This window comes from Rhizorhabdus sp. GW822-FHT03C02 (assembly GCF_058801765.1).
Window position 1 is genome coordinate 519,519 of record NZ_JBXANN010000003.1, and the last position, 20,804, is coordinate 540,322.

Consider the following 20,804-nt stretch of genomic DNA (forward strand, 5'->3'; position numbering starts at 1 on the left):
TTGCGATGGCGAAGTTGATGTTCGGGGCGGCGGCGCTGGCCGCGGCGATACTGGCCGGCGCGCCGGCGATGGCGCAGCGCGGGCCGCAGGGCCCGCTGACCCGCGACGCCTATCTGGCGATGCAGAAGGAGCGGTTCGCGGCGATGGACGCCAACCATGACGGCGTCGTCACCAAGGAGGAACTGACCGCGCAGATCGCCCAGCGGATGGGCGAGACCCCGCCGGCCGACCGGGTCGACGCGATGTTCAAGCTGATCGACAGCGACGGCGACGGCAAGGCGACCGCCGCCGAGGCCGATGCCGCCGAGGCGGCGCGCTTCACCGCGCTCGACACCGACCATGACGGCACGCTGACCCCCGAGGAGCGCCGCGCCGGCATGGGCGGAATGGGCCGCCGCCCGTAATGGCGATCCGGGCCGGCATCGGCGGTGCTGGCCTTATCCCGTCCACCGCTTGGTCGCCCATCCTTTGCGCCGATGTGGAGCCACCGAGAATGGTCCCGAACGGTCAGGCCGCGCGCAGCACGTCGCGCGCGGCGTCGGGCAAACAGGCAATGACCGAGAGATAAGCGCTGGCGGTGGCGTCGGGCTGGCGGCGGCCCTGTTCCCACCCCTTCAGGGTGGCGAGGGGGATGTGGTAGGCGCTGGAAAACGCCTGCTGCGACAGGCCCAGTCCTTCGCGGATCGCACGCACGTCGGGCACCGCGATGCTGTGGGTGCGCGCCACCGTGCCCTTGCCCTGGGCATGTGCTGCGGCCTCTTCCATGGCCGCGATCAGGTCCTTGCCAAAGTCCGACATCACCATGCTCCTCATGCTTGATCCACCGTCGCCTTGATCATGGCCGCGAAGGCGGTCACCGCCTTCTTCTCGTCCGCGCTCAGGCCCGCTGCCTGCATCTTGGCGTAAGCCAGCACCAGGTAGAGCCAGTCTTCACCATCAGTATGGGCGTCAATGACGTATAAAGCGAGAGGCGCGCACCGCTCATCCGCCGGGGCATCGAGAGCTTGGTATCATCGGGTTTCGCAGAACAGCCTCGGTAATTCGGATCGTGAAAAGCGGTAGCAGCGAGACCGATCGCAAGGCCCGGCCCTCGCCGCTGGCCTTATGCCGACGATCTCTTATGGTCGCACGTCCCGCGCGCCGAGGTGGAGCCACCGATGAACCCCTTTCCCGACGATATCTTCACCGAGCCGAGCGACGTCGATCCCGACACGCTCGCCAATCTCGGCCCGCTGACGCGGCTGGCCGGGCGGTGGGAGGCGCATAAGGGCGTCGATCTCAACCCCAAGGCGGGCGGGCCCGAGCGGCGCGAGTTCATCGAGCGGATCGCGTTCGACGCGATCGATCCGCAGGCGAACGGGCCGCAGCTGCTCTATGGGCTGCGCTACCATGTCCATATCACCACGCGGGAAGAGGACATAACCTTCCACGACCAGGTCGGTTACTGGCTGTGGGAGCCGGCGACGGGCATGATCCTGCAGACGCTGGCGATCCCGCGCGGGCAGGTGGCGCTGGCGTCGGGGCAGGGCAAGCCCGGCGACGACCGGCTGTCGGTGACCGCGACGCGCGGCGACACCGCTTACGGCATCTGCTCGACAGCCTTCCTCGAATATGGCTTTCGTACAGATAGTTATCGGATGGACATCGTCTTCGACGGCGACGATGCGTGGACCTACGACATCCGGACGATGCTGACGGTGCACGGCCAGGACGCGCCGTTCGAGCATCATGACCAGAACCGGTTGAAGCGGGTCGGCGCGGCGAAACCCAACCCGCTCAAGCAGATATTGGACCGGCGGGCGAAGGCGGCGCGCTGAGCGGTCGCCGCCCTTCCGCTCGGAACCCCGGCGCGCCGTCGGCGGCGATCGCCACGTTCTTGTCGCTGCCCGCAATCGGGCATGGCGCGGGGGCGATGACAATCGCGCGAGGCTGGACTTCGCCGCGGCGATACCGCCATGATCCGCGCCAAAGCGAGGGAGAGACTGATGTCCGAGATGGCCGGCAAGCTGCGTGCACTGATCGACAAGGGCGAGCATTTCGTCGCGGCGGAGGCCTATAGCGCGCTCACCGGGCGGATCGTCGAGCGGGTCGGGTTCAAGGCGGCCTATCTGGGCGGCCATGCCTGCAGCGCCTTCCATTATGCGGTGCCCGACAATGGCGTCTTCTCGCAGGTCGAGCAGATCGAGCAGGCCGGGCGGATCGCCGCCGCGATGGACATCCCGCTGATCGCCGACGCCGACACGCTCGGCGAGACCGTCGCCGACGCCTTTCATTTCACCCGCCGCTATGTCCGCGCCGGGATCGCCGGCATCCATGTCGAGGACGAGCTCAATCCGAAACATTCGAGCTTCGCCCAGGGGCTGTGTTCGATCGCCGACATGCAGGCGCGGCTCGACGCCTGCGTCCGCGCGCGCGGCGAGTCGGGCTTCGTGGTGATCGCGCGCTGCGACGAGATGTATGCGCAGGAACGCGGCGGCGGCGGGTCGGCCTCGGTCGAGGGGGCGATCGCGCGCGGCAAGGCCTATGCCGAGGCGGGTGCCGACGCGCTGGTGTTCCCGCTCGCCTCGCCCGAGGCGACCGCGGCGATCGTCGCGGCGGTGCCGATCCCGGTCTGCACGCTCGGCTACGACCTGCCCGACACCGGCTTCACGCTGAGCACCGGTTGGGGCTGGATGGGCGCCGCCCAGCTCCACCTCGCCCGCGCCAAGGAACTGATGGAAACCGGCACGGTGAAGATGGATTTCGTGCTCGAGGGCAAGGACCAGCTGATCGAGCAGGATCTCTATGACGGGCTGATCCGCGAGTGGGCGGAGAAGACCGGGCGACCCACCCGGGGATAAAGGCGAAAAAGGCGGGCGAAACGCTCGACTTATTGCCGCCGCTCGGCCATCAGTCGCGCCATGCTCGCACCTTTTGCCTCCCATGCCGACCAGAGCCGCGGGCGGCTCCATGGCGGCGCCCCGCGCGAGACGCGGGGGCCGCGCGACGAGTTCCAGCGCGACCGCGACCGGATCATCCATTCGATCAGCTTTCGCCGGCTGCGCCACAAGACCCAGGTGTTCGTCGCGCCCGACGGCGACCATTATCGGGTGCGGCTGACCCACAGCATCGAGGTCGCCCAGATCGGCCGGACGATCGCGCGCGCGCTCGCCCTCAACGAGGATCTGACCGAGGCGCTGTGCCTGGGCCACGACATCGGCCATCCGCCGTTCGGCCATGCCGGCGAGGAGGCGCTGGAGCGCGCGACCGCGCATGTCGGCGGCTTCGACCACAACGCCCAGACGCTGCGCAACCTGACCCGGATCGACTCGCCCTATCCGCAGCATGAGGGGCTGAACCTCACCTGGGAGACGCTCGAGGGGCTCGCCAAGCATAATGGGCCTGTGAAGAAGCGGACCTGGGCGATGGCCGAGCTCGACGCCGCCTGGCCGCTCGAACTCGACAGCTGGCCGAGCCTCGAGGCGCAGATCGCAGCGCTCGCCGACGACATCGCCTATGACAATCACGACATCGACGACGGGGTGCGCGCGGGGCTGCTGAGCCTCGACCAGGTGCTCGCCGATCCGCTGGTCGCGGCGAGCTGGGACAATGTGAAGCGTAACTTCCCCGACACCCCCGACAAGAGGCTGGTCGGCGAGCTGGTGCGCGAGCAGATCGGGCGGATGGTCAACGACCTGCTCGCCGAGAGCCGCGCCCGCATCGCCGAGGCCGCGCCGCGATCGGTCGACGACGTCCGCGCCGCCGGCCGCGCGCTGATCGGCTTCTCGGAGGAGATGGCGGCGCGCGAGAAGGCGCTGACCCGCTTCATGTACGCCAATCTCTACCACCACCCCGAGCAGCTCGCGATCGCCGACAGGGCGGGGCAGGTGGTCGAGGCGCTGGCGGCGACCTATATCGCCGACCCGTCGAAGCTGCCCGATCACTGGCGCGAGACATTGCCCGCCGAGGATCCGGCGCGGACCCGGCACATCGCCGACTTCATCGCCGGGATGACCGACCGCTACGCGCTGTCGCGCTACCGCGAGCTGATCGGCCCGCCGCCGATCGAGGGATTCTAGGGACCGGCCATTTGCGCCAGGTCGTAGGCTTGGCGCTCCCTCCCAAAGCCGTCATGCTGAACTTGTTTCAGCATCCACTCCTCCTCTCGGGAACGACCCCTTGTCGCACGGTGGATGCTGAAACAAGTTCAGCATGACGGCTTTGGAGAAAGGCCGACCGCCATGCACGCTCGCGAACCGCGCGCGATGATCGCGACACCCTCGATCGCGGATTTCACCCTCGGGCAACCAATCTAACGATTGTTAGATATCTCCATGACTGATAGCCTCTCCCCATGAGCCGTCATTCGACAAGACGGCCTGGGAGGATTGCCATGGCCGCATCGGACATATCGTTGGAAAAGGCGGCTGCGCTCGACCTGGGCGCGAAGGTCGTGATCCTGTGCGGCGGGCTGATCGCCTCGCTGGCGCTGATGGCGATCGCATCGGTGCTGCCGCAGATCGACCATGCGCTGGCGGTCACCGCGGGCGACCATATGCTGGTCAAGCAACTCGTCGGCGCGGTCGCGCTGGCGATGGTCGTCGGCGCCTCGACGGTCGGCTTCCTGATCGACCGGTTGGGGATCAGGCGGGTGCTGATCGGCGCCGCGATCGTCTATGCGCTGGCCGGAACCGCTGGCCTCTATCTCGGCGATCTGCGGTCGCTGCTGGTGTCGCGGCTGTTCGTCGGGCTGAGCGCCGCGGCGATCCAGGTGGCGTGCATCACCCTGATCAACACCAGGCTCGAAGGCGTCGCGCGCGCCAAGTGGATGGGCCTGCACATATCGATCGCGATGATCACCGCGATCTTCGCGCATCCGGTCGCCGGCGCGCTCGGCGAGCTGAGCTGGCGCCTGCCGTTCGCGCTCTATGCGCTGGGCCTGATCCTGATCCCCGCCGCGATCGTGCAGCGCGACATCGTGCCGGGCGCGCGCAACGCCACCGCGGCGGCTCCAGAGAAGGGCGGGCTGCTGCGCTGGTTTCCGTTCCGCTATATCCTGCTGGCCTTCGCGATCGGATCGCTGGCGCTGATGCCGAGCGTACAGGTGCCGTTCCTGCTGCGCGAAAAGGGCCTGATCCGCCCGTCGACGATCGCGCTGGTGCTGACCGCGGACTCGCTTGCCGGCGCGCTGATGGCGATGCTCTATGGCCGCGCGCGCGCTTATATTTCGGCGCATGCCGCCTTCGCGATCGCCTTTGCCGCGGCGGCGATCGGCCTGCTGGTCGCTGCGCTCGCCGGCAGTGTCGCGGTCGTGGTGGCGGGCCTGCTGATCTATGGGCTGGGGATCGGCTGGTTCGTCCCGAACCTGATGACCGCGCTGTCGGCCCGGGTCACCCCGGCACATCAGGGCCGCGCCGCCGGCATCGTCAAGGCGGCGCATTTCCTGTCGGCGCCGGTGGCGGTCGCGCTGGTCGAGCCGCTGGCGCGCAGCCATGGCCCGGCCGGGACCTTGCTGGCGGCATCGGGGCTGGCGTTTGTTTGTCTGGTTTTGACCGGCGCGCGCTATTTCCAGCGTCGCTGAAGGTTAGATCGTGAGCCCACAAATCGTGAATGTTCGAGATGTGGGGCAGCTCCCGATCGTGCGCTCATAAAGCGGTCATTCCGTCTGCGCCCGTATTCATTGTGGCCAAAGCTTGCCGCGCATGCCCTGAAGGGGCGTTCGTTCATCTGAAAGCGGCTGGATCAGAATGGCCGGCATGGGGACTTTGCTGCCGTTCGCACGCGACATGTCGGACGGCAGCTCCTGCCGGGAACGGACGTCCGGCGTTTGTCCGACCGGCGTCGCAGAACGACGCGAGCTGGGCCGGTTGCTGACTGGCAGTTTTCAGTCGTGCGAATGCGAATAGCCGCCGTTCGTGCATCTCCGATCGACCGGCAGCTAGCGGCCCAGTTCCAATCGCCCAGCCGCGCCTGAACCAACGACCGGCTTCGGAGAAGGCTCGAGCGGTCGTGGACGACGCCGTGGCAGAAGCTCTTGGCGCACGATCTCTCGAAGGTAGTCAACGCTGTGCTTCTTTCGGCATGCTGACGGCTTGTGAGAGGGCACGCTTGAGCTGTTGCCAAACCGGGACAGCCTCAATCGTCGTGTCGTCGACGATTGGGTTTTCCCCGTTGCTCCCCAACGCTCCTATCATACTCATCTTCCGGATTTTCTGCTGCATATCGGCGGCTGTAGAAGGGAAAGTGAAGCCGAAAACCAGGCCATGAAGCCAATTGGCGCCGGTTGAGACGGCGACGAGCGAACAGATTCCCGCGATTAGAATGCCATAGACGATTAGGCCGAAGAACACTGCCCAGATGTGATTGTTGTCGAAATAGGACTTCCAGTAACTCTGATACCCCCTGGAAAGCTCGTAGCCGACAAACCCGAGAAGCGATGCCGCGAAGACGCCATCAACGAAGACCGCTCGCAGCGCGTCATGGAACGTCATGTTTGCGCACCTTCACATCGCCGGTGACGCCGTTCAACTCGATAGAGATCTGGCCTTCGGTTAGGGCATTCCTTCCAATGAGGCCACATCGGTTGACGCAAAGCCGCCCTTTTAGACGCATCTCCCCAGCCGCGCAGTCCGGTGGGCATGTTCGGGTCCAGGGAGAGTTCCACCAATCCCGCACCGCTATGACGCGGAGAACCACGCCCACGGGCCTCGAGGTATTCGACGCCGTATCCTCTTCCAACAAGAGCGGGATCCGCTCGCGCGAGCCGAAGAAGGGCTGCTTTGTCTCCGTGCGCTGCATGTTGCTGCGTCGACGGTTGGGTTTCAATAAGCCGTATTCGGTGAGCATCTCATAATCGAGCAGGGTCGCGGACGAACCCGTGTCGAAGTGCACACGGCGTCGATCCACGGTCGCGGCTTCGAGCGCGTCTTCATCGGCGTTTCCCGAGACGTCTTCGAGAACCAGGGTCAGCGTGGGATAATCGCTCAGCTCGTTTGACGAGCACGAACCCGCCCAGGCCAAGCTTTCCGCACCGTAATTCCGTTCAAACTCGAAGTATGCATAGCGGAGGCCGTTCGTGATCTCACGAAATTCGCGTTCGTTGGGGATCTCGTCGACGTCGGAACGCGTGGCGACGGGCTTGGCCTTCGATCCGGACATGAGAACCCAGACGGCACCTTCGTCGAACGCGGCGTTAATGGCGTCGGCAGCTTCCTTGCGGACGCGGACGCTGAGTTGATCCTGCTGGTACTCGGGCAGTTCGTCGTACCTAGCACGGCTGAGGCGAAAGGGATCGATCTGGACCGCTTCCATCTTCCAATCGTAATAGTCAGCAGGCCGATACTTAGGTTCTCTCTTCGCCCATTTCTTGATCTGAGAGGCGAGGGTGTCGGCCACAGCAGCGACGTCTCCCGCAAAATCCTTTTCAAGAATTCCGGCTGGCTTATCGATAGCATCAAGCCGCTTGCGCCAATACTCCTGCTGGAGATACGCCGAAAGGAAGACGAGCGAGGACTCTGGCTGGCGGGTTTGGGCGATCTCGGCGAAGTCCACGCCGTCGCTATCCTCAGCCAGCTTTATGTCGAGAAGGAGGACATCGAAGCGCTCGTCGAGCTTCGACGTCGCCTCGGCGGTCGACCGCGCAAGAGTTATGATGAGACCTCTCTCTTGGAGAGCTTCCAGGATGAAGTTGTATTTGTCGATGTTGTCATCGAGCCAAAGAACCTTCGTCATTGTACCCCCCAACCTCAGTCCGCCGAAGGCAGATCTATGCGTATGTGAGCCCCTGTAGCCCGCTCGATGGCGCGGATAGCACCGTTGTGAGATTCCACGATCAGTTTCGAGATGCTGAGGCCGAGCCCGGTCCCCCTCGAGCCCTTTGAGGTGTAATAATAATCAAACACCCTTTCCAGATCGTCCTTTCGGATTCCAGGTCCGTTGTCGACGATGTCGATCCGTACGTAAGAAGCGTGTTTGTAGATGCCGATATCTAGGTTAGGAGTCCAGTCCTCTGCATCGATCACATTCCGCTGCTCGGCCAGAAAATACAAAGCATTCGAAATTATATTAGAGAACACCTGCTCCAATGACGCCCTGTCGCCGACGATTTGAAATACATCCTCGTCGCCAAATCGCAACTTGCAGCCGATGTCCTTTCGGCGTCTTCCGTGGACACTGAGTGCCGCCGCGATTGAGTTCACGACATTGATCTTCTTTTTGTCGAACGAGCGCCCCGTGCTCATCCGGGAAATGGTCTGAACGGTGCTGATGCACTCGTTCACCTGCTCGGCTATCCCCTTGAGATCGGCATGTGTCGCGTCTCCAACGAACTGTTTTGAGACCTTCTGCAGGCCAAAGCTGACGTTGCCGAGAAGCGCATTAAGGTCGTGAATGAGAAGGTTTGCCGACAGTCCTGTGGACACCATGGGCGCTAGCCTGACGAACTGTTCTTCGATCGTGGTTTTGGGCACGATGTGGAAGCGATCGCGGAATCGTGTTCGGCATTCGAACTGGGCGAGTTGGATCCTGTCCTTGAACTCCGACACGGTTATGAGATCGGCAACGTAGGCTGCCGCAATCAGCCCAATGAGGCCCTCGGTGGCGAAAATCGGCACGATAACGGTCTGGGTCCTTGAGGTCCGGCCGAGCTGCTGAAGGAAGCTCTGGGGAAAGCCCATATTTCCGCGGGGCCCAAGTTCGAGGCCGAATGGGGCTGCCTCCAGGCGCGAGATGACCTGATCCGCCAGAACGAAGTCGGAGGGAAGTCCGCTTCGTGGAGATATGCCTTGGAAGAGGTTCGCGTTCAGCGTTTTCTTCCAGGTCTTGAGATTGCTCGTCAGCATAAGCCGGTTGAGCGATCTTGCCATGCCAGCAGTCGATCGATCGTCCTTGTCGTGATGTTCGGCGTATTCGTGGAACACGTCATGCGCGTTCGCTGTCATGTATGTGGCGATATGGCGAAGCGTATCGCGCTTATCCGCAAGAGAAACGCGGTCCTTCGTAAGGAGGGCCACGTATTGAAACCTGACGAATACCCCGGAAAGAGCGCGCAACAATAGAAGATGGCAATTAGAATTTGTTGGCTTTGACGCGATTGCGATCTTGGTTTGCGAGATCTCCAAGCCGATCGCGCGATCCCAGTCCGTCGGCTGGGTGCCGTAGTATGCTTCTTGTATTCGCGAGCGCACCTGGGCAACTGAAAGCCGGTTGCTTCCGAGCGCCACCGTGTTTTCGGGATCGGAGGCCATAGAGAACGCCAGGGACGGTTGATCGTCAACGTCGACCAGTCGAACCATTGCCATGATCCTGTTTGAGCTGAGGGCCGAAGCGAGCTGAAGCAGACTGCGCTCGGCGATCCGTCGATCTCCCTTGAAGACCGATATGTCGTTCATGCGAGTGAGGCGCCCTGAGGGCATGTGCGATCTGACGAAAGGCGGATATTGACCCGCTCAAGGGTCTGGAGTTCGGCCGACCGGCCGCTTTGAGGACCGCAAATTATCATGTGCCTCACAAACCTTCCCCTAAGCTGCGATCATCCTACTAGAGGGAGACTATCCCACCCGGCCGAACATGTAACTAGGCCTTAGACTCATAACGTGTTGCACCAGATGCGAGCGCAGACGAATTTGACGGCAGCGAGATAATTGGCGGCGTTCTTGTCGTATCGAGTAGCGATGCCGCGAAAATGCTTGATGCGGCTGAAGAAACGCTCGACGAGATTGCGTTGTCGGTAGAGCCAGGGCGAGAAGGCAAAGCGCTGTTTTCGGTTGACCTTGTTAGGAATGTTGGCCCAGATGTTCCTTTCCGCTGCCTTGGCGCGGATCGCATTGCTGTCGTAGCCTTTGTCCCCGAGCAGCGTGGCATTGTCAGGAGTTGCTTCAATCAGCGCTTCGGCTTCGCAGGTGTCCTGCTCGTCGGGCCGAGCAATTCCGGCATGGTCGGTCTACTGACGCTCGCCGCCGTAAGCGTCGCGGAATCCACAACCTATCTGTTGCTGACCAAGCCGAATTTCGACCGGTTCGCCCTGATCAACGCCGTCTGGCTGATGGCGAAGCGAATCAACAAGCTGGCGAGCGGTATCGAAAAACGGACGATCGGGGCTGCGCGCAAGCGAGAGGCGCGGTTGGCTGAGAAGGCCTCGGCGGGGGAGTCCGGTCAGGCCGTCGGAAGACGGCCTGACCGCTTGGCAGCAGCGGGCGACGTTGCGAGCGCATCCCTCAGTGAGCTGTCGGCAAGCTGACTGTTACCTCAATTTCGGTCGTCTTGGTTGCCTCGTCGAGCGGCATGAGCGAATGGCAGGTTTCGGGATAGCTCTGAACGAGACGGAACGACCGATGTTGGCAGGCGGTAGCTGCCACACCGCTTTGCGCTGAGCGAATGACTGGTTCTGGCGGAAGCTGCCGTTCTAAGCCCGATCGCCGAACGACGCATTCTGGTCGAACCCGGCCGATTGGTTCGACGCTCCGCAAACGGACAATCGCTTCACGAGCCGACAGCCGAGATCGGACACCATCCCGACGGTCAAAAACAGGCCCGCCGAAGCGAGCCCATCCTGTCCGCCAGCGATGATGGTCGTCGCATCGCCGGCGCCGCTCAGCTCCCAAAGCGATACTTCAGCCGCATGCCGATCATCCGCGGCTCGCCCACCGCGCCGGCTTCGAGCCCGAAGCTCGGATAGCCGCCGAAGGTCGCGTTGTAATATTTCTTCCTGGTGAGGTTGGTCACGAACAGCGCGAGGTCGACCGGCAGCTTGGCGACCGAGCTCCAGTTGAGGTTGAGGTTGACGAGGTTGAGCGCCGGCAGCTTGCCATAATCATAGGGGATCGTGCCCGCCAGGAAGGCCGGGGTGTCCTGGTAGCTGGCATATTGGCTGTCGATATGGGTGTAGGTCATCCCGACCGAGAGCCGGCCGACATGGTCGGGCAGCGGCAGCGTGTAGGTGCCGGTGATCGTCAGCTTGTTCTTGGGCGAATAGGTCAGCGGATAGCCGACCCGCGCGCCGCTGAGCGTGATCGCCGAGAAGACGATGTCGGGCGGCGGCACGGTCAGCGATTTCACCTCGGTGTCGAGATAGGCATAGGCGGCATCGAGGGTGAAGCCGTGGAACGGCGTGACCGAGGCGTCGATCTCGACGCCCTTGATCGTCGACTTGCCGGCGTTGACGATGAGCTGGGCCGGGGTGGTGCCCGGGGTGCGCAGCGTGCCGGCGGCGGTGAGCTGCTGGTCGCTGAAATCATTGTAGAAGCCGGCGATGTTGAGCGTGCCGCGGATCGGGCCGCGCCAGCTCGTCTTGATGCCGACTTCATAGTCGTCGATCTTCTCGGGCCGGAACGCCTCCTGGCCATAGCCTTCGGCCTTGAGCTGGCCCTGGCGGTAGCCGCGGGCATATTTGGCGTAGAGCAGCACGTCGTCGACCGGCTTGTAATCGAGATCGATCAGCCAGGTCGGCGCCTGCGAATGGCCGGTCAGATGGGTCTGGCACTGCGCAAGGGTGAGGGTGCCGGGGTTGGTGGCGGTGTTGCGCGCGCCGAAGCGGAAGCCGTCGACGCAATAGCCGACCGGCGGGTTGGCGGTCGGCGGCACCGGCGCATAGTTGATCTGCCGGCTGGTGAGCTGATAGCGATCCCAGGTGTAGCGGATGCCGCCGGTGGCACTGAGCTTGTCGGTCAGCTTGTAGGTCGCCTGCGCATAGAGCGCATAATCCTGCAGCCGATATTGGTTGGTCCGCGCGGTCAGCGTCGTGGTCGCGAGCGGCGCGCCGGCGGCCGGGGTGAACGGGCCGCAGCCGAGGAACGGATCGTCGGTCGCGCACGATCCGGTGTTGGTCGAAACGACGCCCGCATAGCCGAGCGGCGTGTTGCGTTCCATATAGGCGCCGGCCTGCCAGGTCAGGCGGCTGTCGAGGGCGTTGCCCTGGAGCTGCAGCTCCTCGGTCAGCGTGGCGCCGGAGGCAGTGTTGAGGCCCGGAAACGGATTGGAGAACACCCGCACCGCATTGCGGCCGGCGTTGGGACCGGTGACGATCCGCAGATTTTCGCCATAGACGGTGCCGCGGGTCGCCTCCCGGAATTCGGAATAAGCGAAGATGTTCTTGACGGTCAGGGTGTCGGCCGCGGTCCATGACGTGGTGTTGACGATCTGCCATTGCTCGACATTCTGGTAGGGCGACAACAGGCCGGCCTCGCCGGTGTAGAAGCCGCGGCCGGCGGCGCGATCGACCTGGGCGCATTGCAGCGCGACGAGCGCCGAGGTCGCCGCCTGGGTGCGGTTGCAGGCGAAGACGCGCGGCAGCGATCCGTTGGTGTCCGACTTGCTGTAGGTGCCGACGGTGTAGTTTTCGAGGTTCGGGGTGATGTCGGCGATGATGCTGAGGCGGCCGGCCCAATAGTCGATATCGTTGAAATGGCCCGGGCCGATCCCCGACACATTGCGGATATAGCCCTCGCGGGTCTGGCGATCGAGGCCCGCGCGGATCCGCAGCGTATCGCTGACGGGCACGTTGAGCACCGTCTGGAGGCGGCGCAGATCATGGTTGCCGAGCGAACCCTCGACATAGCCTTCGAGCCGGCTCGTCGGGCGTTGCGGCACGATCAGGACCGCGCCGCCGCTGGTGTTGCGGCCGAACAGCGTGCCCTGCGGCCCTTTCAGCACCTGGAGATTCTGGAGATCGAAGAAGGCGCCCGGGCCCGCGCCGTTGCCGGCGGCAGTGCTCGACACGACGCGCGGCGCCGGGGCGTCGGCGAAATAGACCCCGACCGACGGCGCCGCGCCGGTGTCCTGGTTGAAACCGCGGATCGCGAACGAGGTCTTCTCCGCGCCGAACCGGCTGTTGGTCGACAGCGACGGCGTATAGATGGCGATGTCGCCGGCGGAGACGATGTTGCGGTTGGTAAGCTGCTGCTGGCTGAACGCGGTGATCGAGATCGGCACGTCCTGGAGCCGCTCCTCGACGCGTCGCGCGGTCACGACGATATCCGCCGCGTCATTCTCGACGACCGGGTTCGGCGCTGTGCTCTGCGTGGCGGACTGCGCATGCGCGGAATATGGCGCCACGCTCAATGCCAGCAGCGCGGTACCGCAGAAGAATCTGCCGATGTTCATATAACCTCCCCTTGTGTTTTTTGGTGATGGTTCTTGCCGCGCCCCGGGGGCGCGGGATGGTTGACGCTGTCATTCCGACCCGGGGCCTGCCGCCCGGTCCTTCCTCTCCAAAATTGCCGCCTGTCGCGCGCGACCGAATGGCCTTCGGTTCGTCTTTGCGGGGCTGAGATTGCGTGGCCGTAGCGGGCGAGTCAATAACAAACAAATGTTTGGAAAGTTCGAAGCGCCGATTTTTCCGCTGTCATGCCCCGACCCGAAGCGCAGCGGTGCGGCGGGATCGCCGCCTAGCGCTTCACCCGCGATCCTCCCGGCGCTTGGCCAGGCTCCGAAATCTGTGCAGTAGCGGTTCGGCGTACCCATTTGGTTGGGTGGTCGCTTCGAGCACCAGCGCCCGCGCCGCGGCGAAGGCGAGGCTGTGCGGGTCGGCGAGCGGTCGATAGGAAGGATCGGCTGCATTCTGCCGATCGACCTTGCGCGCCATGTTCAGCAGGGCGCGCTCGACCTCCGCCAGCGAGGCGACGCCGTGCAGCAGCCAGTTGGCGATATGCTGCGACGATATGCGGAGCGTCGCGCGATCCTCCATCAGCCCGACGTCGTGGATGTCGGGAACCTTCGAACAGCCGACCCCCTGGTCGATCCAGCGGACGACATAGCCCAACAATCCCTGGGCGTTGTTGTCGAGCTCGTCGGCGATCTCCTGCGGCGTCGAGTCTTGGCCGTGCGCCAACGGCAAGGTGAGCAGTTCGGCCAGCGGCGCCACCGGTTCGCTCGTGCGCTCGGCCTGGCGGGCGACGATGTCGACGTCGTGATAATGGGTGGCGTGGAGCGTGGCCGCGGTCGGGCTGGGCACCCATGCGGTGCTGGCGCCCGCGCGGGGGTGGGCGATTTTCTGGTCGAGCATGTCGGCCATGCGATCGGGCGCGGCCCACATGCCCTTGCCGATCTGCGCCCTGCCGGCGAGGCCGCAGGCGAGGCCGATCTGGACATTGCGATCCTCATAGGCGGCGAGCCAGCGCGCATTCTTCATCTCACTTTTGCGGATCATCGGCCCGGCCCGCATCGACGTGTGGATCTCGTCCCCCGTGCGATCGAGAAATCCGGTGTTGATGAAGACGATCCGATCTTTCACGGCGTGGATGCAGGCGGTGAGGTTGGCGGAGGTCCGCCGCTCCTCGTCCATGATCCCGATCTTGATGCTGTGGCGCGCCAGGCCGAGCAGATCCTCGACCGCATCGAACAGCCGGTTGCTGAAGGCGACCTCGTCGGGGCCGTGCATCTTGGGTTTGACGATATAGATCGAACCGGTGCGGCTGTTGCCGGCGCGGTTGGCCCCGCGCAGATCGTGCAGCGCGATCAGGCTGGTGACGATCGCATCGAGAACGCCCTCGGGCGCCTGATCCCCGTTCGGCAGCAGGATCGCCGGCGTCGTCATCAGATGGCCGACATTGCGCACGAACATGAGACTCCGTCCCGGCAGCTCGAGCGGGCGGCCGTCGGTCGCGACATAAGGACGGTTTTCGGCCAGGCGGCGGGTCAGCGTGCGGCCGTCCTTGTCGAAGGTGGCGCTGAGATCGCCCTTCATCAGCCCGAGCCAGTTGGCATAAGCGGCGACCTTGTCGTCGGCGTCCACCGCGGCGATCGAATCCTCCAGATCGGCGATCGTCGTCAGCGCCGATTCGAGCAGGATGTCGGCGAGGCCGGCAGGATCGTTCCGCCCGACCGGATGCGCGCGGTCGATCACCAGCTCGATGTGCAGGCCGTGGTGGCGCAACAGATAGCCGTCACCGCGCCGCCCGACGAGCTGGGCCGGGTCGGCGAGTTGGGGCGCGTCGCCCCTCCAGGCCGACCAGGGGCCATGGGCGAGCGGCACCGCGCGGTCGAGGAACGCCTTGGCCCATCGGATCACGTCGCGGCCGCGCGCGGGATCATAGTCCGGTCCGGCGGGACGGCCGGCGATGGCGTCGGTCCCGTACAGCGCGTCGTAGAGGCTGCCCCAGCGCGCATTGGCGGCGTTGAGGAGGAAGCGGGCGTTGAGCATCGGCACGACGAGCTGCGGCCCCGCGAGCGTCGCGATCTCGGGATCGACATTGCGCGTCGCTATGGCGAACCGTTCGGGTTCGTCAACGAGATAGGAGATCGTGCGGAGAAAGGCGTGATAGGCGGTGCTGTCGACCGGCTGACCGGCGCGGGCGACATGCCAGGCGTCGATTTTCGCCTGGAGATCGGCGCGCACCGCCAGCAGCGCGGCGTTGTCCGGTGCGAAGCGGGCGAAGATTTCGGCCACGCCCGGCCAGAAGCGGTCGGCGACGATGCCGGTGCCCGGCAGAACCTGCCGCTCGATGAAGTCGGCGAGCACCCGGGCGACCTTCAAGCCGGCGCGATCGCGATGATCATGGGTTGCCGCCGCAGGATCGGGCGCGGATATGTCGACATTCTCCAAAACGGTCGTCCTCATTTCGACAGAGCAAGATGCACGCATCTTCCTTGAACTACTCTTCTGAAGCCTTCTCCCGCCTGCGGGAGAAGGTTTGGATGAGGGTCTTCTTCTGCTTTTTCTTCCCCGCCGCGCAGGAGGCAGAAGAAGAAGACCCTCACCCGGCCTCTCCCGCGAAGAGCGGGAGAGGGGCAGAAGAAGCGCCGTCACGGCTAAGTTCGCGCCCATCGGATCACGTCCGGGATGACGAGATGAAGAAGGCCCGCGCCATCGACATGTGCGAATCGCCTAGCATGTCGACAGAGGAAGCGGCGCCGCGGGGATGCCGAGATTCTCGCGCAGGGTGCGGCCTTCATATTCGGTCCGGAACAGCCCGCGCCGGCGCAGTTCGGGCACCACCTTGTCGATCACCGCGTCGAGCGAGATCGTGTTGACCGCCGGCATGAAGTTGAAGCCGTCGCAGGCGCCGTCTTCGAACCAGTGCTGGAGCTGGTCGGCGACGTCGGTGACGGTGCCGATGATCGACGAATGCGCGTTCGACGCCGACGAGCGGATCAGCACCTGGCGCAAGGTCAGCCCTTCCTTCTTCGCGGCTTCGACATGATGGCGTCCGCGGCTGATCACCGATTCCGGCGGCACGTCGGGGAAGGGCGCGTCGAGATCATGGCCGCTCAGATCATAGGATTTCAGCGCGAGCTGCAGCGACGCCATCGCGGCGCGCAGATCGATCAGCCCCTCGAGTTCGGCCCATTTGTCCTGGGCCTCCTGCCGGCTTTCGCCGACGACGATCAGCGCGCCGGGCATGACCTTGACATGGTCGGGGTCGCGTCCCCAGGCGGCGGCGCGGGCGCGGATATCGTCGCGAAATTCCTTCGCCTGCGCGAAGGTCGATTGCGCGGTGAAGACGGCCTCGGCGACGCGCGACGCCATCGTCCGCCCCTCGGGGGACTGGCCGGCCTGGATCAGCAGCGGCCGCTGCTGCGGCGAGGCGACGCCCTTCAGCGGCCCACGCACGCGGTAATATTGGCCGACATGGTCGATCATCCGGATCCTGTCGATGTCCTTGTAGACCCCGCCCTGCTTGTCGCGCGGATAGGCGCCGGGTTCGAGCGCGGCCCACAGCTTCAACACCACATCGACGAATTCCTCGCCGCGGGCATAGCGTTGCTCCTGGGGCACGAAGCTCTGATCGGCATATTGGGCGGCATCGTCGGGCGAGATGCCGGTGACGATGTTCCACCCGACCCGTCCGCCGCTGATCACGTCGAGCGACAATATCTCGCGCGCCACGTCATAGGGCGGGCGATAGGATGTCGCGATCGTGCCGGCGAGGCCGAGATGGGTGGTGTGCTGCGAGATCGCCGCGAGCAGGGTCATCGGCTCGAGATTGTCGCCGGCGCTGAGATAGCGGAAGACGTCGGGGTTGGCGGCATTGCTCGGCGATGCGGTGTCGGCGACGAAGATCATGTCGAACTTGGCCGCCTCGAGCTTGCGCGCGAGCTCGACCCAGCGCGCGATGCTCGGCGCGAAATCGGTATCGGCGTCGGGGTGCCGCCACCCGGCCTGATGGTAGCTGCCGCCGCAAAAGCCGCCGAGCTTCATCTGTCGCTTGGTGCTGCTCATTTCGCCTTCATCCTTCAGATCGCGTGATGATCGACCCGGCATCGCGCGGGTAGCTGGGTTGCGCCCCCGGTGCGCCGGCGTGGACCGCGACGGTCATCGCGCCGATCGCGTCGAAGCGGGCGACCATGACGTCGCCCGGGGTCACCGGCCCGACGCTGGCGGGCGGGGTGCCCGAAAAGATCACGTCGCCCGGATGCAGGGTCATGATCGACGACACATGCTCGATCAGTTCGCGGACGCCGAGCACGAAGCTGGCGACGTTGTCCTGCGTGCGCAGCGCGCCGTTGACGTGAAGGTCGAAGCCGAGGTCGGTCGGGTCGGGGATCTCGTCGGCGGTGACCAGCCAGGGGCCGATCACGCCATAGCTGTCGAACGACTTGCCGAAGCTCGGAAATTCCTTGCCCTGCATCGTCATGTCGAGGCCGATCGCATAGCCGGCGACATGGTCGAGCGCCGCGTCGGCCGAAATCAGGGTGCCCTGCCGGCCGATGACGATCGCCAGTTCGATCTCGTGGAAGGTGACGCGGTCGGGCCAGCGCAGCGTCACCCCGTCCGACGGGCCGGCGGCGGCGCTCGTCATCTTGAACAGCAGGCCGAGGTCGCGCGGATGGCCGCCCTTTTCGAGGACGATCCGGTGGTTGCCGGCGCCGCACAGGAACTTGCCCGGATTGGCGACCGGCGACTTCAGCCCGACCCGGTCGATCGGCACCGGATCGGCGCTGCGGGCGAGGTCGGCCATGATCGGCCGCAGCGCGTCGAGATGGGTGAAGAACAGGTCGCCGGGCGGGTAGGGCCAGCGCTGCACCGGCAGATGATCGGCCGCCGCGCTGACGTCGTAGACCATGTCGCCCTCGACCAAGCCGAGTTTGATCGGGCCGCCGGCCGAGTCTTCATATCGACAGATTTTCATGGGGATCGGCCTTTTTCGGCAAGAGGAGTCCAGGCGTCATCGCCGTGCCATCGTCAGCTCACCCAGTTGGCGGGCAGCGTCTCGTACCAGGCGGCGGGCAGGTCGACATATTGGCGGGAGACCGACCGGATCAGTTGGGCATGGCCGTCGGCGTCGGGCATGACGATGATGTCGGCGCCGGCAAACAGGATGCGGTCGCGATCCGGGCCGGTGACAGGATGGCCCTTCGGCCCGCGGACGATGGTGCGGTCGTCGATGACGAAGGCGACCGGTTCGCCGGACGACGTCGTCAGCGTGACCTGGGTCTCATCCGCGGCGGCCACCTGCCCGACGACCGGCGCCGCCGAAGCGGGCAGGAAGCGTATGTCCATCGACAGCCGCAAGCGGTCCGAGCGGTTGGGCAAGCCGGCATGCGCGGTCATGCTGTGGAACATCAGCAGATCGCCCGCCTTGTAATCGGGGCGGCGCCACGCGCTGTCGGGGATCGCGCCTTCGGGAATGCCGACCCGCCGGTTCGGATCCTTGAAGACATCGGGGGGATAGAGGCTGGCCTTGTGCGACCCCGGCGCCACCGCGAGCCCGCCGACCATGTCGTCGATGTCCATCAGCGGGATCCAGCAGGTGATGAAGTCGATCCCGTAATTGTAGATGCCGTCCTGGTGGCGCGCGGCGAAGGGCTGCGGGTCGGTGCCGGCGGCCGCCGGCGGCGCGGTGCGGTGGACGACGATCGGCAGCCAGATCGGCGCCTCGCCCAGAAAGATGCGGACCAGCCGGTCGAGCGACGGGTCGGCGACCAGCGTCCGCCAGACATCGTCGCCGATCGGCCGGGCAAGGCCGCCGTCGAGCCGGTCATGGCCGTTCCAGACCGGATCGGCCGCGTCGCGATCGACGACGCCCAGTTCCTTGAGCCGCGCGAGATATTCGTCGCGGACCGCGGCGACCGCCGACGGGCCGACCGCGTTGCGGAAGAACAGGACGCCGTCGTCGCGCCACCGCGCGCGCAATAGGTCGGGGTCGGCGAGCAGGGGGCTCGAGTCCGGAAGTTCGTCGATGCTCATTGTCATTCTACCCTCGTTGGGCGTGTCCGATGGCTGCCCGGTCGCGCCGGGCGCGGCGTCAGATCCCGAAAAACTGCTCGGCGCAGCCGGCGATGATCCAGTCGCGCTCGGCGGTCGGCACGCCCTGGAAATTGTCGGCGATCACCTGATGGCTGTGCGGGAAGGTCGTCTCGGCATGCGGATAATCGGACGACCACATGATGTTGCGGCCGCCCGGCTTGTGGCGCAGCTCGACGCCGATCCGGTCCGAAATGAACGACGCATAGACATTCTGGTCGAAATAATGGCTCGGCGGATGCTTGATCGCGCATTCGGTCCAGTGGCGCTGCATCTCCCAGGTGCGGTCCATATATTCGCAGGCCCAGGGGATCCAGCCGACGCCGCTTTCGATCAGGCCGATGCGCAGCTTCGGGAAGCGATCGAACACCCCGCCATAGAGCATGATGCTCACCACCTCGAGCATCGCGGTCTTGCCCATCGGGATGTCGGGGAGGAAGTTGGTCTTGTCCTTGTAGCGCGAGATGCGCGCGCCGAGATGGAAGGTGATCGCCAGGTCGAGATCCTGCGCGGTCGCCCAGATCGGATCGAATTCGGGGTCGCGATACTGGCGATCGCCGCCGGCATCGCCGGTCATCGCCTGCCAGATCGAGCTCATCCGGTCGAAGTTGCGGATCGACTGGGGGAAGGCCGGGATGTTCACCGCGACGTCGCCGCGCGCCTTGGCCTCGTGCATCATCCGCACCGTCGTCGGGACGTCGACCGTCGGCAGGAACGCCGCCGAGAAGAGCCGTTTGCGATCATGGCTGCAAAAGTCCGACTGCCAGCGGTTGAACGCGTCGAAGCTGTCGAAGAACAGGTCGAGATTGCCGGTCTGCAGCGGGCCGCCGCCGAACAGCACCGCCTTGTCCATGCCGTCGCGGTCCATGTCCTCGAGGCGCTTTTCGGCCTGCCAGCCGCCGAGCCGCATCTCGGAGAATTTGCCGACATTCTTATATTGGTCGGTCTTGCGGCCGGCCTGGCTCTGCATCAGGTGGACCTGTTTTCGCTGCCCTTCGAAGACGATATAGTCGACGTCGCCGACGGTCTCGACGGTCGGCGCCTGGTCGCGAAATTGCGGCGACAGATAGTCCTTCCACATTGTCGGCGGCGGGGTGACGTGGACGTCGGCGTCCACGACATAATCGGCGACGCGCGGCGCCGCCTCGATCGCGCGATTGGCATCGACCTTGTCCATCACGGTCATGATATCGGCTCCTTGGGGTGGGGTTCGGATAAGGGGGCGGTGGCATCGAGGTCGGCCTCGAACACCGGCAGCCTGAAGGCGCCGGCCCCGTCCTCGCAGTCGAGAAAGGCGACCCGCACCGGCAGCCCGATGCGCAGGTCGGCCGATGTCATGCCGCTGGGATTGCTGAGGAACAGCGGACCCTCGGCGAGCTCGACGAGGATCGTCTCCCACGGGATCGGCAACAGGCCCTGAAAATAATCGCGCTCGAAGCTGCACCAGCTGAAGATCGTCCCCTGGCCGGACAGCGTCTCCCAGATGAAGTCTTCGTTGCCGCAGGTCGCGCAGGCGGCGGCGATTGGCCACATCAGGGTCGCGCAGGCGGTGCAGCGCGGCAGTCGCAGCAGCGCGCGGTTACAGCCCTCCCAGAAGATGTCGTGGCCGGGGCCGAGCGTGCGATCGGGACGTCGTTCGGCCATG

At 65.0% G+C, this 20,804-nt stretch carries 16 protein-coding genes and 1 pseudogene; 5 read left to right on the forward strand and 12 right to left on the reverse strand.

What is annotated here, in order from left to right:
- Positions 1 to 5: 5 nt before the first annotated feature.
- The gene (locus AC1RM6_RS12200; RefSeq protein WP_493101482.1) at positions 6 to 404 is read left to right on the forward strand and encodes an EF-hand domain-containing protein; all 399 of its coding nucleotides are present in this window, start codon (positions 6 to 8) and stop codon (positions 402 to 404) included.
- 103 nt (positions 405 to 507) lie between these two features.
- Here the strand turns inward: AC1RM6_RS12200 and AC1RM6_RS12205 are convergent, their stop codons facing one another.
- On the reverse strand, positions 508 to 798 hold the full coding sequence (locus tag AC1RM6_RS12205; RefSeq protein WP_493101484.1) for a helix-turn-helix domain-containing protein: 291 nt from the start codon (positions 796 to 798) through the stop codon (positions 508 to 510).
- A gap of 359 nt (positions 799 to 1,157) precedes the next feature.
- Here AC1RM6_RS12205 and AC1RM6_RS12210 point away from each other — a divergent pair, with 359 nt between their 5' ends.
- From AC1RM6_RS12210 to AC1RM6_RS12225, 4 genes are all read left to right on the forward strand, one after another.
- Complete coding sequence (locus tag AC1RM6_RS12210) at positions 1,158 to 1,817, forward strand: FABP family protein (protein WP_493101486.1); 660 nt, start codon at positions 1,158 to 1,160, stop codon at positions 1,815 to 1,817.
- Between the two features lie 168 nt (positions 1,818 to 1,985).
- Complete coding sequence (locus AC1RM6_RS12215; protein ID WP_493101488.1) at positions 1,986 to 2,840, forward strand: isocitrate lyase/PEP mutase family protein; 855 nt, start codon at positions 1,986 to 1,988, stop codon at positions 2,838 to 2,840.
- 60 nt (positions 2,841 to 2,900) lie between these two features.
- Entirely contained in the window at positions 2,901 to 4,058 is a 1,158-nt protein-coding gene (locus AC1RM6_RS12220) for a deoxyguanosinetriphosphate triphosphohydrolase (RefSeq protein WP_493101489.1), read from the forward strand.
- Positions 4,059 to 4,372: 314 nt separating this feature from the next.
- Positions 4,373 to 5,560: an MFS transporter gene (locus tag AC1RM6_RS12225; RefSeq protein ID WP_493101491.1), complete on the forward strand. Its 1,188-nt coding sequence runs from the start codon at positions 4,373 to 4,375 to the stop codon at positions 5,558 to 5,560.
- Positions 5,561 to 6,038: 478 nt separating this feature from the next.
- Here the strand turns inward: AC1RM6_RS12225 and AC1RM6_RS12230 are convergent, their stop codons facing one another.
- From AC1RM6_RS12230 to AC1RM6_RS12280, 11 genes and pseudogenes are all read right to left on the reverse strand, one after another.
- Positions 6,039 to 6,470, reverse strand: coding sequence for a hypothetical protein (locus AC1RM6_RS12230; protein WP_493101493.1), 432 nt, complete (start codon positions 6,468 to 6,470; stop codon positions 6,039 to 6,041).
- Positions 6,457 to 7,710 carry a response regulator gene (locus AC1RM6_RS12235; protein WP_493101495.1) on the reverse strand — a complete coding sequence of 418 codons (1,254 nt, stop codon included), beginning with the start codon at positions 7,708 to 7,710 and terminating at the stop codon, positions 6,457 to 6,459. Before AC1RM6_RS12235 ends, AC1RM6_RS12230 begins: the two co-directional genes overlap by 14 nt.
- Before the next feature lie 14 nt (positions 7,711 to 7,724).
- A complete protein-coding gene (locus tag AC1RM6_RS12240; protein WP_493101500.1) occupies positions 7,725 to 9,368 on the reverse strand; it encodes a sensor histidine kinase in 1,644 nt (547 codons plus the stop codon).
- A 197-nt stretch (positions 9,369 to 9,565) separates the two neighbouring features.
- Positions 9,566 to 9,883, reverse strand: a pseudogene (locus AC1RM6_RS12245) (transposase); the annotation flags it as partial.
- Positions 9,884 to 10,569: 686 nt separating this feature from the next.
- On the reverse strand, positions 10,570 to 13,077 hold the full coding sequence (locus tag AC1RM6_RS12250) for a TonB-dependent receptor (RefSeq protein WP_493101502.1): 2,508 nt from the start codon (positions 13,075 to 13,077) through the stop codon (positions 10,570 to 10,572).
- Positions 13,078 to 13,369: 292 nt separating this feature from the next.
- A complete protein-coding gene (locus AC1RM6_RS12255) occupies positions 13,370 to 15,532 on the reverse strand; it encodes a malate synthase G (RefSeq protein ID WP_493101504.1) in 2,163 nt (720 codons plus the stop codon).
- Positions 15,533 to 15,799: 267 nt separating this feature from the next.
- A complete protein-coding gene (locus tag AC1RM6_RS12260) occupies positions 15,800 to 17,134 on the reverse strand; it encodes an NtaA/DmoA family FMN-dependent monooxygenase (RefSeq protein ID WP_493101506.1) in 1,335 nt (444 codons plus the stop codon).
- Between the two features lie 7 nt (positions 17,135 to 17,141).
- Positions 17,142 to 18,044: a fumarylacetoacetate hydrolase family protein gene (locus AC1RM6_RS12265; protein WP_493101508.1), complete on the reverse strand. Its 903-nt coding sequence runs from the start codon at positions 18,042 to 18,044 to the stop codon at positions 17,142 to 17,144.
- Between the two features lie 53 nt (positions 18,045 to 18,097).
- Complete coding sequence (locus AC1RM6_RS12270) at positions 18,098 to 19,102, reverse strand: phytanoyl-CoA dioxygenase family protein (RefSeq protein ID WP_493101510.1); 1,005 nt, start codon at positions 19,100 to 19,102, stop codon at positions 18,098 to 18,100.
- A 58-nt stretch (positions 19,103 to 19,160) separates the two neighbouring features.
- Complete coding sequence (locus tag AC1RM6_RS12275) at positions 19,161 to 20,345, reverse strand: amidohydrolase family protein (protein ID WP_493101512.1); 1,185 nt, start codon at positions 20,343 to 20,345, stop codon at positions 19,161 to 19,163.
- Positions 20,342 to 20,803 carry a Zn-ribbon domain-containing OB-fold protein gene (locus AC1RM6_RS12280; protein WP_493101514.1) on the reverse strand — a complete coding sequence of 154 codons (462 nt, stop codon included), beginning with the start codon at positions 20,801 to 20,803 and terminating at the stop codon, positions 20,342 to 20,344. Before AC1RM6_RS12280 ends, AC1RM6_RS12275 begins: the two co-directional genes overlap by 4 nt.
- Position 20,804 lies beyond the last annotated feature (1 nt).